Source organism: Limibacillus sp. MBR-115, from assembly GCF_040549425.1.
Taxonomy (GTDB): Bacteria; Pseudomonadota; Alphaproteobacteria; order Kiloniellales; family CECT-8803; genus Limibacillus; species Limibacillus halophilus.
This window is the reverse complement of the sequence record NZ_JBEPTJ010000001.1, coordinates 269,545-284,345: the sequence shown is the minus strand read 5'-3', so window position 1 is coordinate 284,345 and position 14,801 is coordinate 269,545. Positions and strand designations below refer to the sequence as shown.

Here is a 14,801-nt window from a genome sequence, read left to right as displayed (position 1 = left end):
GCTCAGTAACGCTCCGGCAAATGATCATCGGCTGTATAGTCGGAGAAGCGCGTTGCCGAGCCCTCGAAATGAAGCGTGACCTTGCCGGTTGGACCGTGGCGTTGCTTACCTATGATCACCTCGGCCAGGCCGTATGCTTTTTCGCAGCGCTCCTTCCAGAGGTCGTGCCGTTCGTTGAAGCGGTCCTCCGCCTCGTCAGCCTTGCGCACGGGCTCTGCTTTCTCGAGATAGTACTGCTCGCGGAAGACGAACATGACCACGTCCGCATCCTGCTCGATGGAGCCGGACTCACGCAGATCGGATAGCTGCGGGCGCTTGTCCTCGCGCTGTTCGACGGCGCGCGAAAGCTGGGATAAAGCCAGGACCGGGACATTGAGTTCCTTGGCGATGGCTTTCAGGCCACGCGAAATATCCGAGATTTCCTGAACCCGGTTCTCGCTGCGCGCACCTTGCGTGGGGCGCATCAGTTGCAGGTAGTCAACGACAATCAGGCCGAGATCGTTGCGCCGCTTGAGGCGTCGGGCACGTGTGCGCAGTTGACTGACTGAAATAGCGGGTGTGTCATCGATGTAAACCGGTAGGCGCTCAAGGTCAGCCTGCACCTTCACCAGCTTGTTGAAGTCCTGTTCGGAAAGGTCGCCGCGGCGAATCTTTTCAGAGGAGATATCGCTCTGCTCGGCCATGATGCGGGTGGCTAACTGCTCCGCCGACATCTCTAAAGAGAAGAAACCGACGACAGCCCCGTCGATGACCTTTTTGTTTCCTTGGGAATCGGTCTCGTACTTCAGGCGTTTCGCCGCGTTGAAGGCGATATTGGTGGCCAACGCCGTCTTGCCCATCGCGGGCCGTCCGGCCAGGATCAGCAAGTCCGAACTGTGCAGGCCGCCCAAGAGTTGATCGAGGTCGCGCAGGCCTGTCGCCACGCCGGCAAGCTGACCGTCTCTTTTAAATGCAAGCTCTGCTTGGATGACGGCTTCTTCCACGGCCTTGGAAAAATGCCTGAGATCGGCTTCGCTTTGGCCTTCCTCGGCGAGCCGGTAGAGTTTTTCCTCTGCCAGTTCAATCTGGGTGACGGCCGGCATCTCCAGATCATAGTTGAAGGCTTCGTTGACGACATCCTCACCCAACCCAATGAGCTGGCGCCGCAAATGCAGATCATAAATCGTTTGCGCATAGTCCGATGCGTTAATGATCGAAACCACCGAGCCCGCGAGTTTGGCCAGATACTGCGCGCCGCCGACCTCGCTCAGTTCTTCGGCCTGTTCGAAGTAATTCTTCAGGGTAACCGGCGTTGCCAGTTGGCCGCGTTCGATCAACCGCTTGCAGGCCGCGAATATACGATTGTGTCCTGGGTCCGCGAAATGCTCGGCCGCCAGATAGTCGGATATTCGTTCCATGACGTCATTGTTGGACAGCAAAGCCCCCAGCAAGGCTTGCTCGGCCTCGAAGTTGACCGGGATCTCGCGGCTGGGGGACTCTCGATCTGTGTCGCGCAGCGAATGAATGTTGGCGGTTCCTGTTTCCATGGCTCGACAATAGCAAGACCTACGCAATCCGCGGCCTGTGGATTGCTCATTAATTACGAGGAAGATGGGGATAGAATCACCCAGCCGCAGTTATTGAGCCTAAACCCTACAGACGAGTCGATCCTAATGAGACTCTATTCCGCTGCGGCTTGGTCTTTGCTTTGAGGCTTTTGCGCGTCGCCAGCGGCACGTTCCCATTCAAACATGTAATCGCGGGTGAGGGGGACGGTGTCGATCTGTTTGGCGAGTTGTATTTGGTAAACCACCAGGTGCTGATGTCTAAAGCCCATTTCACAGCCGACGAGGTACATTTCCCACATGCGGCAGAAGCGCTCGTCATAAAGCGCTTTGACCTTCTCGCGGTTGGCCTGGAAAGCCTCGAACCAAAGCCTGAGCGTTTCGGCATAATGCAGGCGAAGAATCTCGATATCGGTTATCAAAAGTCCTGACTCTTCGATGATCGGCGTCAATTCCGATAGTGTCGGGACGTCGGCGCCTGGGAAGATGTACTTACGGATAAAGGGGTTGATGGGGCCGGGCTCGTTCAGACGCCCGATGGTATGCAGCAGAAACACGCCATCATCCGCCAGCAGGTCATGGGTCTTGCGGAAGAATTCACGATAATTGGCCTTGCCGACGTGCTCGAACATGCCGACCGACACAATGCGGTCATACCGGTCCTGTTCCTCGCGATAGTCCTGGAGATCGAAACGGATTTTCGATTCAAGGCCTTCTCTTCGGATTCTCTCGTTGGAGAGCTTGTGTTGCTCAATCGATAGCGTGACGCCCTTAACCGTACAGTCGGCTGCCTTTGTCAGGCTGATGCCGAGCCCACCCCAGCCCGAGCCGATATCCATGATCTTCAGCCCCGGCCTGTCGAGCAGAAGCTTTGCGGCTATGTGGCGTTTTTTCTGCGTCTGCGCGGTTTCGATGTCATCGCGCGGGTCCAAGAAGTAAGCGCAGGAATACTGGCGGTCACTGTCAAGGAACAGGTCATAGAGCTCGCTGGAAAGGTCGTAATGGTGGGCCACGTTCTTGCGGGCTCTAGGTTTGGGATTGAACTGCTTCAAACGGCGACCTCTGCGAAGCAGTGCGTCGGCCAGTTTGGTTAGGGGGTGGGTCTCCAAATAGTGATAGTTCCGCGCCGCTAGATCGAGAAAGGTGCGCACATCGCCATCCTCAATCATCCAGTCGCCGTCCATGTAACCTTCGGTGATCCCAAGGACCGGGCTCTTAAGCAGTCTTGCCATGCGCTGCGGCCGAACGAGTCTAAGCGTGCAACAAGGTGGAGTGCCGTCGCCGATTACCTCGACCTGTCCGTTGTGGTCTATGAGGCGAAGTGCTCCTTCGCGGATAGTATAGTGGAGCAGTTTTTTAAACAGCATGGCTCGCTCTCCCTTGCCCCCAGTTGTCCTGAGTTGCATGTGGTAAGCAGGTGACCCACTGATATCCAAAGCTTTTGGATTGTGCCTCTCCGGATTTGACGATTCAACCCCCCCTGGTCACCCCCCCTGGTCAACCCCCTCTCGGTCAACCCCCGCCAGCCATGTTCGTCAGGATGGAACCTCTTTCTCCCAGATACGAAGAACGCACCTCCCAGGAAAAGGAGGCGCGTTGCAACGCAGAGACGGTTTGTCTGCTTGAATGGTCAGCCGGGTGACATGCCCCGCAGGCGCTCCGACCGTCGACGTAGGAGTTCCAGCGTCGTCAAAAGCATGATCGACAAGAGAACCAGCAACGTGGCGACGGCAAGGATCGTCGGGCTGATCTGTTCGCGGATTCCGGAGAACATCGCCCAGGGGATCGTACGCTGTTCGACCGAACCGACGAACAGGACCACCACGACCTCGTCGAATGACGTGATGAATGCGAAGAGCCCACCAGAAATGACGCCAGGCAGAATCAGCGGAACAATCACCTTGAAGAAAGTCCTGGTCGGGGTCGCGCCGAGATTGTTCGCGGCGCGTATCAGCGATCGGTCAAAGCCGACAAGCGTGGCGGTAACGGTGATTACCACAAAAGGCGTTCCCAATGCTGCGTGGGCGAGGATGACGCCAATATGAGTGGAGGCTAGGCCGATGCGTGAATAGAAGAAGTACATCCCCGCAGCGGAGATGATCAGCGGCACGATCATTGGCGATATCAGCAGCGCCATGAAGGCCGACTTGTAGGGCATCGTCGACTGGCTGAGTCCCAACGCTGCCAGCGTTCCTAGGGACGTCGAAATTAGCGTCGCGAAAATACCAATTATGACGCTGTTTCTAATAGCAAGTTGCCAGTTGATGTCGGTCCAGAAATCCTCGTACCAGCGCAGACTGTATCCCGCCGGATCGAAGGACAGCATCTCCGGCGTGAAGGTAAAGTAAGGCGCCGCATTGAAGCTTAGCGGCACGATGATGAAGATCGGGCCGATCAAGAACACGAAGATTGCCGCGCAAATGATACGATAGGTGTAGTACCAGATGCGCTCTCCGGTGCCGGCGTGGGCTGGAAGTGCCATGTGTCGCTTCTCCTTAACCGAGCTTCATGTTGTCGATGCCGACGATCCGGTCGTAGATCACGTACAGCAGCATCACCAATCCTAGCAGAATGACCCCCAAGGCGGCCGCAAGACCCCAGTTCAGCGTCACGCTGATGTGGTTGGCGATGAAGTTAGAAATCAGGGTTCCCGACTGGCCGCCAACCAAGGCTGGCGTGATGTAGTAACCAATCGCCAGAATGAAGCAAAGAATGCTTCCCGCGCCGACTCCGGCCACGGTGTTGGGCATGTAGACCCGCACAAAGGCCGTAAAGGGATTGGCGCCCATGGAGCGGGCAGCGCGCATGTAGGACGGCGGTATTGTCTTCATCACCGAATAGAGCGGCAGGATCATGAAGGGCAACAGAATATGGGTCATTGCTACGATCGTGCCTGTCTGGTTGTAGATCATGCGGATGCGGCCATCGTCACTGATCACGCCAACTGCTACCAAAAGGTCGTTGAGCACGCCCTGGGTTTGCAGCAGCGCGATCCATGCGGTCGTGCGGACCAGCAACGAGGTCCAGAACGGCAGCAACACCAAGATCATCAACAGATTGCTGGAGCGCAGGGGCAGGGTGGCCATCAAATAAGCAACCGGATAGCCAAGCAGGATACATAGCCCAGTGATGACGGCGCTTATGACCAAGGTGCGCCAGAACAGCTTCAAGTAAATCTGTTGATAGTCTGGCTGCATGGCGATGTCGCCCTGCTCATCGTACCGCATGTCAACGGCGGACAGAAAATAGGAGGCCGTCAAGGAATCGCTTTCGCGCTTAATAAGGTTCCAAATCGCGGGATCGCCCCAATCCTCGTCGACTTCGATCAGTTGTTCTTTGTAGGGGGCCCCTTCGATTTTCGACGCGCGCCGCCCTGATTTGCGGAACAGGCTTGCCGAGCCGGTCAAGTCATAGTTTAGGCGGCGGGCAAGCGAACCCAGGGTTTTTTCCTCGAAGCCGATCTGAATGTCCTTGACCATGGCCTCGTAGACGGCTTCGCTCGGCAGTTCCGAGGCTTTGGGATCCCAGTCTTCAATCGCTTTCACGACACTCGGAAGATTCTGCGGGACAATGGTGTTGTCGACCGAACGGAACAGCATGTCGAAAATGGGTAAGACGAAGCTGATTGTCAGGAACGCCAGCAATGGAAGAACCAAAAAGAAGGCGCGACGTCGGCTGCGACGCAGGGCCCGCTGAAGGCTTACCTTGAGCGGTATGCCATCGGATGTGGTCATTACAGCCGCTGAGCTTCCTGTATCAGCCATCGCTTGTTCCCCGTTCTTCGGTCAAGGGCTTGAAAATTGACTAACTAAATGTGCGGGAGGCGCGGTGCGGTCAAAAAATTGACCGCACCGCATGTCCCTATGCCCTTACTGGGCGAGCCAAGCGTTGAAGCGCTCGTCCATGTCGGCGCGGTTATCCGCCCACCAGACATAGTCGAACTGCAACACGTTCTTGGCGTTTGCCGGGTCGGTCGGCATGTGCGGCTTCATGTCGATGCCGAGATCAGCATGTTTGCCCACCAACGGCGCCGAAGATTTGCGGGCCGGTCCATAGGATATGAACTTGGCCTGGTCAGCCAGACGCTGCGTGTCAGTGGCGTAGTACAGGTAATCCGTCACCGCGTTGAGGTTCTTGGCACCGGCCGGAATAACCCAGCCGTCGAGGTCGAACGCCTGCCAATCCCACATCATGGCGATGGGCTGACTCTCAACCGCAATCGCGTTGAAGAGACGGCCGTTGTAAGCTGAAGCGATCACGACCTCACCGTCGGCTAGAAGCTGCGGCGGGACGGCGCCTTTGCTCCACCAGATGACCTGGTCCTTGATGGTGTCGAGCTTGGCGAAGGCGCGTTCCACACCCTCGGGCGTGTCGAGCACTTCATAGACCTTGTCGCCTGGTACGCCGTCGGCGATCAGAGCCCACTCGAGATTATTGATGGGCTTCTTTTCCAGGGCGCGCTTGCCCGGGAACTTCTCCAGGTCGAACACGTCGGCGATCGTCGTCGGGACTTTGTCGCCCACCTTGTCGGTACGATAACCGAATGTGGTGGAGTACACGATCTGCGGAATGAAGCAGTTGGTGCCGCCGACCGTCAAGGTGCCGTCAAAGAAGTCCTGGGATGCCGGCGTACCATCCGGAGCCGGAGCCAGAACCTTATCGGGATCAATCTCCATGGCCAGGCCTTCATCGCACGCTGTGATGGCGTCGGAGGCAACCATGTCCACCAGATCCCAGGTAACATTGCCTGCTTCAACCTGAGCGCGAAGCTTGGCAAGGCCTTCGGCGGCGGAATCATCATTGATGATGGTAACGCCCGGGTTTGCTGCCATATAGGGCTCGTGATAGGCCTTCTGTTGGCTGGCGGTGTAAGCACCGCCCCATGAAACGATGGTCAGGTCGACGGCGTTAGCCGCGCCGGTGGTCAGAAGGGCTGCACCAGCCGCTAATGACACACTATGAAAAAGTCTTCTCATACTTGAATCTCCTAGTTCTCATTTGTTAGTTGCGCAGAAACCCTGCCTCGCGTGGGCAGCGGTTTCATTCTCACGCTGGATCACCGCCTCCAGCGGGGGCGTCGAGTGCGCGGCAGTCTTCAGCCGCCCATCCCAGTTTCACGGTATCGCCGACATGCAATATGGGATGACCGTGAGCGTTCGGAATTTTGACAATAAATTGGTCGTTGCCCGCGACCGTCATGCGGGTCCTGACGTGATCGCCGAGGTAAATCAGCTCCTCGACCTTGCCTTGCATCACGTTGTCGGCTGAATCACTTTCAGAAAGAATCTTCACACGTTCAGGCCGCAAGGAAAGCGTGGTGCGGCTACCGGTTCCATCGATGTTGACCGCCAAGGCCTTGATATCGCCGCCCGCGTTGTCCAGTTCGACACGGCACATCTTGGAGTCTTCATCCTTCACGGTGCCGTAGAGTCGATTGTTCTCACCAATGAAGTAGGCGACGAACGCATTGACCGGCTCTTCGTAGAGGACATCGGGCGCCGCAAGTTGCTGGATGACGCCGTCATCAAACACGGCAACGCGATTTGACATGGTTAAGGCTTCGGACTGGTCGTGTGTTACGTAGACCACACTCACGCCGAGTTGGTCGTGGATGTGCTTGATCTCGTACTGCATTTCTTCGCGCAGATTCTTATCGAGTGCGCCGAGCGGTTCATCCATCAACACCAGATCAGGCTCGAAAACCAGCGCGCGGGCAACAGCAACACGTTGTTGCTGGCCACCGGACAACTGCGCCGGACGCCGACCGCCGAACTGGTCCAGGCGGACCATTTCCAAGGCACGGGTTACCTTCTGCTCGATCGTCGCCTTGTCTAACTTGCGAACTTCGAGAGGGAAGGCGAGGTTCTCCGCAACCGTCATATGCGGAAAGAGTGCATAATTCTGGAAAACCATCCCGATACCGCGTTTGTGTGGCGGTACATTGTTGATGGGCTGCTCGTTCAGATAGATCTCGCCGTGCGTGGCGGGTTCGAAACCGGCCAGCATCATAAGACAGGTGGTCTTACCCGAGCCGGAAGGCCCAAGCATTGTGAGGAATTCACCTCGTTCGATGTCAAGATTGAGGTCCTTCACCACGAGGATTTCTCCGTCGTAGCTCTTTTGAACCCCGTCGAATTTCACGATGATGTCTTTGTTTTCCCCCATGTCTCCCCTGCCGTATCCAACAGACCTCCAATCACAGGACGCGGTATGCGCACGTGACCGAGATCAGGGTTTTTTGGAAAACCCCACCCACTCCGGCAAAGCAAACTCAATTGCCTTGCCTCAAGGTGCCTGTTACGCCCTATCCCTGTTCAACGTTTTTTATCTTTTTAACAGGGGAAGCATAGAGGTTCATTGACCGGCGGGTCAAGGAAAGCAAAGAAAAGTTATGTTAACTGTCTGAAATATCTAAATAATTAAGCGAGAATTTTGGGCTTAAGCAACCAACTCCAAGCCAACGCGGTGCCATGATTCCTGCAATGCTTCCACCAGAGCGGCCATGGCGGCGTCATCATGAAGCGGTGAAGGCGTGAGCCTCAAACGCTCGGTTCCGCGAGGAACAGTCGGGTAGTTGATGGGCTGCACATAAAGCCTGTAGTCCTGAAGCAGAATGTCCGACAACGCCTTGCAAAGCTTGGCTTCTCCGACCAGCACCGGAACGATGTGGCTTTCCGAAGGCAGCACAGGCAAACCTGCGTCGTTTAACAGTGTCTTCAAGGTCGCCGCACGCTCTTGATGACGGGCGCGGATCTCGGGGTGTGTCCTGAGAAATCGCACACTGGCCGTCGCACCCGCTGCTATCGCCGGCGGCAGGGCCGTGGTGAAAATAAAGCCGGAACCGTAGGAGCGCACAAAATCAACAAGTGCCGACGAGCCGGCGATGTACCCGCCAATGCATCCAACAGCTTTGCCCAGCGTGCCCTGGATCAAATCCACCTTTGAAATCACGCCTTGCTCTTCCGCGACACCGCTCCCGGCAATTCCGTAGAGTCCGACGGCGTGCACCTCGTCGAGATAGGTCAAGGCACCATAGGCGTGTGCGATATCGCACAGCGGTCCGATAGGGGCTTTATCGCCATCCATCGAATAAACGGACTCGAAGGCGACGATCTTAGCTGAATCGGCAGGGGCCGCTGCTAGCGCGCGTTTCAGATCTTCCGGATCGTTGTGCTTGAAAATACGCTTCTCCGCCCGCGAATGACGAATGCCTTCGATCATCGAGGCATGATTGAGCGAATCGGAAAAGACAATACAATTGGGTAGGCGCGCGGCAAGTGTGGACAGGGCCGTCCAATTGGCGACGTATCCCGAAGTAAAGAGTAGAGCCGCTTCTTTCTCATGCCAGGATGAAAGCTCTCGCTCCAGAACCACGTGATAGTGATTGGTGCCGGAGATGTTTCGGGTCCCACCGGCCCCCGCGCCGCAACGTTCTAGCGCTTGATGCATGGCAGCAAGTACCTCTGGGTGCTGACCCATGCCGAGATAGTCATTCGAACACCAAACGACTACGTCACGTTCTCCGGATGCATCGTGTTGAACCGCTGTCGGGAATTGACCTGCACGCCGCTCCAGATCGGCGAAGGTTCGATATCGCCCTTCAGCCTTCAAAGAATTAATATGTTGTTTGAAAAAACCGTTGTAATCCATTTATTTTCTTCTTCAAACACAGAATTCATAACTAGGACACCATCGGGTGAACTAATTATGACGAGCAACGACAGTGGCATTCTAGGGGAAAGCGGCTAAGTCTCGTCAAGTGCGGCGGACTGTCTCGCATAGAAGTGATCGACCTGCGTCGGCGACGTCACGTGCCGTGGGCGCAGGTCGATCATCATAAATTCAGGAATCCGGCGTCACGACCTCAAACAGCGAGGCCTTCTGCCTTGATCCATGCTTCCGTTTCGTCAAGCGCTTTGCCAAAGCGATCAAAGAGTTCCTTGATCTGCTTATCCGTGATGATGAGCGGAGGGCAAAAGGCAAGGGAGTCGACGATATTACGCAGGATAACGCCGTTGGCTATCGCGCGCTTATCCAATTGGACACCGACCGGTCCGGCCGGGTCGAAGCTAGCCTTCGTGGACTTGTCGGCCACCAGTTCGATTGCGCCGACCAAGCCGACGCCGCGCACTTCACCGACGTGGGGGTGATCCGCAAACTTTCGAAGCCCTTCCTGGAACAGCGGTGCAACGGCCTTCACATGGGAAAGAATGTCCCGCTCTTCGTATATCTTCAGCGTTTCGACAGCGACCGCGGCAGCCACCGGATGACCGCTATAGGTGTATCCATGTCCGAATGTGCCGATCTTCGCGCTGTTGTCCGCCAACGCATCATAGACCTTGTCGCTGATGATCACGGCGGAAATAGGCAGGTAGGCAGACGAGAGTTGCTTGGCCACAACCATGATATCGGGTTGGATTTCGAAAGTTTGGCTGCCGAACATCTCGCCGGTTCGGCCAAAGCCGCAAATGACTTCGTCGGCAATGACGAGAATGTCGTACTTGCGGCAAACCGCCTGTATTTTTTTCCAGTAGGTTCTAGGCGGCACGATGACGCCGCCTGCGCCCATGACCGGCTCGCCAATGAAGGCCGCGACCGTTTCCGGGCCCTCTTCAAGAATCTTGGCTTCCAACGCGTCGGCCATGCGCGTCGCGAAAGCGTCCTCGGTCTCGCCTGCCTGGCCGAATCGATAGTAGTGCGGGCATTCGGTGTGCAGAATGTTGGCAATCGGCAGGTCGAAGTCGCGGTGATTGTTCGGCAATCCGGTCATGCTGGCCGAAGCGACCGTAACCCCGTGATAGCCCTTGATCCGGCTGATGATCTTCTTCTTTTCCGGGCGACCGAGGGCGTTATTGAAATACCAGACGAACTTCACCACCGTGTCGTTTGCCTCGGAGCCCGAGTTTGCGAAAAACACATGATTCAGGTCTCCGGGCGTCATATCCGCTAGGCGCTCGGCAAGATCAATGCCGGGATTGTGGCTCTTGTGCGCGAACGCATGATAGTAGGGCAGCTTGCGCATCTGCTCGGCGGCGGCCTGGACCAGTCGCTCTTCGCCAAACCCGAGCGAGGTACACCAGAGGCCGGCCATGCCTTCGATGTACTCCTTGCCCTGATCGTCCTGAACATAAATACCCTTACCGCTGTTTATGATCAGCGGACCATCGGCTTCGTGCTTACGCCAATTGGTGTAGGGGTGAAGATGATGGGCGATATCGCGCGCCGCTGGAGAGTTAGGCCTGACGTTCATGGGGTGATTCCTCCGCACCGCCTGAGGTTTGAAAGCGCACAGAAAACTGGCGCATTGCTGCAAATCCGTCGCCCACATCTGGGCTATCGTCTCTATACTCTTGCTGCCAGATTGGGGAAAGCCCTCTTGAGCGCGTGGCGCCAGTTGCCGACCCCCGACGGGAAAGCAACTGCGCAAGGGGCTTCTAACGACAATGAAAGCGTTGACAGCAGCATTATCGAGCTTAGGCTCGGCAACTCGGTTGGATCTGTTGAGCATTGTTGATCCAGCCGTTGGAATAAATAGAAATGGCTTTGTAATGAACAGGGAGCCTCGACAATGCGAATCAAACAAGTAGCAATGGCCGCTGCGATAGCCTTAACGATAGGGGTGGCTGGCGCCGGGACGCCGACCAAGGCGGAAACCCTCAAATGGGCGTTCCAGGGGGACGCGCAATCGCTCGATCCCTATTCTTTGAATGAGACCTTCACCTTGGGCTTCCTTGGTAATGTGTACGAGGGACTGATTCAACGTGGCCCGAATCTCGAAATTTCACCGGGCTTGGCTGAAAGCTGGGAATTGCTTTCACCGACGCACTGGCGGTTTCACTTGCGTAAGGGCGTAAAGTTCCACAACGGCAACGACTTCAACGCGGATGACGTGGTCTTCAGCGCCGAACGTGTTCGCAAGGATGGGTCTGACATGAAGACCCGCCTGACGCCAGATACCAAAGTCGTCAAAGTGGATGACTACACGGTTGATTTCGTGACGGAGCAGCCGAACCCCATCATCTATTACGAATGGTCGACGTGGTACATCATGGACAAGGAGTGGTCCGAGGCGAACAACGCGACGGAGCCCACCTCGGTGACCGAAGGCAAGGAAAATTATGCCGCCTTCAACACGAACGGCACCGGTGCGTTCAAAATCACGAGCCGCGAAACCGATGTGAAGACCATTTTCGTGCCGAACGAGGATTGGTGGGACGAGCGTCGGCATAATCTGACGGAGGTTATCTTCACGCCGATCTCCTCTGATGCGACACGCGTTGCGGCGCTTTTGTCGGGCGAAGTCGACATGATGTATCCGGTTCCGGTTCAGGATATGGACCGTATCAACAGCAATGCCGGAACTTCGGTGCTGGCAGGCCCCGAGCTGCGCACAATCTTCCTGGGCATGGACCAGTTTCGCGACGAACTGCTCTACTCGAACGTGAAGGGCAAGAACCCCTTCAAGGACGTGCGTGTGCGTGAGGCGTTCTTCCGCGCCATCGATATCGAGGCCATCAAGCAGAAGGTGATGCGCAACCTTGCCACACCGTCCGCGATCATGGTCTCGCCGTTCCTTTTCTCACGGTCGGATGAGTTCGAGCGCCCGGCCCATGATCCGGCACGCGCCAAGGCACTGCTGGCAGAGGCAGGATATCCGGATGGCTTCGAGGTCACGATGGACTGCCCGAACAACCGCTACGTCAACGACGAGCGTATCTGTCAGGCGGTCGTTTCGATGCTCGCCAAGGTCGGTGTGAAGGTGGATTTGCTGGCGCAACCGAAGGCGCAGTATTTCGCCAAGACGCTGGGTCCGAAGTACGATACCTCGTTCTATCTCTTGGGATGGACGCCGGGCAGCTTCGACAGCTGGAACGTGCTCTACAACCTGATCATCTGCCGCGACGAGACCGGCAGTGACGGTCGGGGTAAGTTCAACAACGGCGGTTACTGTAACGCGCGGGTCGATGAGCTAACGGACATGATCCTGAGCGAGACCGATCCGACCAAACGCGATGCCATGATCCATGAGGCCTACAAGATCGTGCAGGACGAGTGGGGCATGATCCCGCTGCATCAGCAGGGTCTGGCTTGGGGTAAGGCGGACAACATCGATCTTGCCCAGCGTGCGGACAATCAGTTCATGCTCTATTACGTGACGAAGAACTGATCTCGGCTTGGAAAGGCCGTATCTGCAAGAGTACGGGCTGCGCGCAGCGGAAAGCTGCGCGTAGTCCGGAACTCTGCCTCTCCAGCGTTTCGTCCGTTCCCACAATCCAGGCCATGTGAGCTAGATGTTCGCTTTTATCGTCCGAAGGTTGCTCCAGTCCCTCATCGTCATGATGGCGGTAGCCCTGCTGTCCTTCACAATGTTCCGCTATGTCGGCGATCCGGTGAACCAGATGGTCGGCATCGAAACGACATTGGCCGAACGCGCCGCCTTGCGCGAGCGCCTAGGGCTCGATGATCCTGCCTATCTTCAGTTTGGCCGCTTCCTCTTCAATGCCGTGCAGTTCGAGTTCGGTATCAGCTATCAGCATAAAAAGGATGTTTCCAAGCTGATCCTCGAACGCGCGCCGGCCACTCTGGAGTTGTCCTTCATTTCCGCGCTTTTTGCGCTGCTGGTCGGGATTCCGATGGGGGTCTACACCGGCTTGCACCGGGAATCGCCGATCTCGAAATTCCTGCTGACGATCTCGTTGATTGGCATTTCCTTGCCAACCTTCCTGATAGGCATCCTGCTGATCTTCATCTTCTCGGTTAACCTTCATCTGTTGCCGTCCTTCGGGCGGGGGGAGGTGATCCGACTGGGCTTCTGGACGACCGGACTTTTGACCCCCAGCGGACTGGCGGCCATCATCATGCCGGGAATCACCCTGGGTCTTTTTCAGATGACCCTGATCATGCGCCTCGTTCGCGCGGAGATGCTGGAAGTGATGCGCACCGACTATATCAAGTTCGCTCGCGCCAGAGGTCTTACGGACCGGGCGATCAACTACGGTCATGCCTTGAAAAACACATTGGTGCCGGTCATCACCATTACAGGACTGCAGGTGGGCTCCATCATTGCTTTTGCCATCATCACGGAAACGGTTTTCCAGTGGCCCGGCATGGGACTGATGTTCCTGCAGGCGGTGCAGAACGTCGATATTCCCATCATGGCGGCCTACCTGATGCTGATCGCGTTCCTTTTCGTCACGATTAACCTGATTGTTGACATGCTCTACTACGTGGTTGATCCGCGGTTGCGGGTTGATCGTGCGACGACGGGGGGGCACTAGGTCATGACGGCTGATCGCACCACAGACTACGCACTTGTCAGGCGTGGGTTGATGGCCCGTTTCGCCGATAGCGCCAGGCGGGCCGCCAAAAGCGATATCGCGCACTCATTCTTCCGTTCCAAGGTAACGGTCCTGGCGGCGTTGGTCACCGCAGTCATAATGCTTTCCGCGTTGTTTGCGCCTTGGATCGCGCCGCACAATCCCTTCGACCCAGCCACCCTTGATCTTTTGAACTCGGAGCTTCCCGGTTTCTGGTCGACCGAGGGAGATCCGCAGTTCCTGCTCGGCACGGACGACCAGGGCCGCGATGTTCTCTCGACGATCCTTTATGGGTCACGCATATCGCTGAGCGTCGGTTTTGCCAGCGTGATCTTCGCGGCGGTCCTGGGAATTTCCCTGGGGCTATTGAGCGGATACCTGGGCGGCACGGTTGATGCGGTCATCATGCGCATTGCGGAAGTGCAATTGACCTTCCCTGCGATCCTGATTGCCCTGTTGATCGATGGTGTGTTTCGCGGCCTTCTGGGCGGCGCCAAGCACGACGAGTTGGCGTTTTACGTCCTTGTGCTGTCCATCGGTCTTTCGTTTTGGGTTCAGTACGCCCGTACGGTGCGCGGATCGACCCTGGTAGAGAAGAACAAGGAGTATGTTCAGGCGGCCCGCGTCATCGGCATTCCACCGCTTCTGATCATGATCCGCCATGTTCTGCCGAATGTGATGGGGCCGGTTCTCGTGATCGCGACGATCAATCTCGCGCTGGCGGTGATCTTGGAGGCGACCCTATCGTTCCTGGGTGTAGGCGTGCCGACAACCCAGCCGTCGTTGGGTACCCTGATCCGGATCGGTAACGATTTCCTTTTCTCCGGGCTCTGGTGGATCACCATCTTCCCGGGCGCGATGCTCGCGATTCTCGTGCTTGCGGTGAACTTACTCGGGGATTGGCTGCGCGATGCGCTCAATCCCAAGCTGAGGTGACGTG

Annotated in this window: 11 protein-coding genes; 3 read left to right on the top strand and 8 right to left on the bottom strand. The window is 56.6% G+C overall.

The window, feature by feature from the left end; genetic code table 11:
• Positions 1 to 2 precede the first annotated feature (2 nt).
• The 8 genes from ABIE63_RS01350 to ABIE63_RS01315 form a co-directional block, all read right to left on the bottom strand.
• On the bottom strand, positions 3 to 1,526 hold the full coding sequence (locus ABIE63_RS01350; protein WP_354502141.1) for a replicative DNA helicase: 1,524 nt from the start codon (positions 1,524 to 1,526) through the stop codon (positions 3 to 5).
• A gap of 134 nt (positions 1,527 to 1,660) precedes the next feature.
• Entirely contained in the window at positions 1,661 to 2,911 is a 1,251-nt protein-coding gene (locus ABIE63_RS01345) for a cyclopropane-fatty-acyl-phospholipid synthase family protein (RefSeq protein ID WP_354502139.1), read from the bottom strand.
• Positions 2,912 to 3,174: 263 nt separating this feature from the next.
• Positions 3,175 to 4,026 carry an ABC transporter permease gene (locus ABIE63_RS01340; RefSeq protein WP_354502136.1) on the bottom strand — a complete coding sequence of 284 codons (852 nt, stop codon included), beginning with the start codon at positions 4,024 to 4,026 and terminating at the stop codon, positions 3,175 to 3,177.
• A 13-nt stretch (positions 4,027 to 4,039) separates the two neighbouring features.
• Complete coding sequence (locus ABIE63_RS01335; protein WP_354502133.1) at positions 4,040 to 5,278, bottom strand: ABC transporter permease; 1,239 nt, start codon at positions 5,276 to 5,278, stop codon at positions 4,040 to 4,042.
• A gap of 135 nt (positions 5,279 to 5,413) precedes the next feature.
• A complete protein-coding gene (locus ABIE63_RS01330) occupies positions 5,414 to 6,520 on the bottom strand; it encodes an ABC transporter substrate-binding protein (protein ID WP_354502130.1) in 1,107 nt (368 codons plus the stop codon).
• A 70-nt stretch (positions 6,521 to 6,590) separates the two neighbouring features.
• The gene (locus tag ABIE63_RS01325; protein WP_183415422.1) at positions 6,591 to 7,709 is read right to left on the bottom strand and encodes an ABC transporter ATP-binding protein; all 1,119 of its coding nucleotides are present in this window, start codon (positions 7,707 to 7,709) and stop codon (positions 6,591 to 6,593) included.
• 273 nt (positions 7,710 to 7,982) lie between these two features.
• Positions 7,983 to 9,194: a 5-aminolevulinate synthase gene (hemA, locus tag ABIE63_RS01320; RefSeq protein WP_354502127.1), complete on the bottom strand. Its 1,212-nt coding sequence runs from the start codon at positions 9,192 to 9,194 to the stop codon at positions 7,983 to 7,985.
• A 214-nt stretch (positions 9,195 to 9,408) separates the two neighbouring features.
• The gene (locus ABIE63_RS01315) at positions 9,409 to 10,794 is read right to left on the bottom strand and encodes an aspartate aminotransferase family protein (protein WP_354502124.1); all 1,386 of its coding nucleotides are present in this window, start codon (positions 10,792 to 10,794) and stop codon (positions 9,409 to 9,411) included.
• 318 nt (positions 10,795 to 11,112) lie between these two features.
• On the opposite strand from ABIE63_RS01315, the gene ABIE63_RS01310 reads away from it, so the two are divergent.
• From ABIE63_RS01310 to ABIE63_RS01300, 3 genes are all read left to right on the top strand, one after another.
• Positions 11,113 to 12,711, top strand: a complete 1,599-nt coding sequence (locus tag ABIE63_RS01310) for an ABC transporter substrate-binding protein (protein WP_183415419.1) — start codon at positions 11,113 to 11,115, stop codon at positions 12,709 to 12,711.
• Between the two features lie 124 nt (positions 12,712 to 12,835).
• Positions 12,836 to 13,822 carry an ABC transporter permease gene (locus ABIE63_RS01305; protein WP_354502120.1) on the top strand — a complete coding sequence of 329 codons (987 nt, stop codon included), beginning with the start codon at positions 12,836 to 12,838 and terminating at the stop codon, positions 13,820 to 13,822.
• Positions 13,823 to 13,825: 3 nt separating this feature from the next.
• On the top strand, positions 13,826 to 14,797 hold the full coding sequence (locus ABIE63_RS01300) for an ABC transporter permease (RefSeq protein WP_322091210.1): 972 nt from the start codon (positions 13,826 to 13,828) through the stop codon (positions 14,795 to 14,797).
• The last annotated feature ends 4 nt before the right edge of the window (positions 14,798 to 14,801 follow it).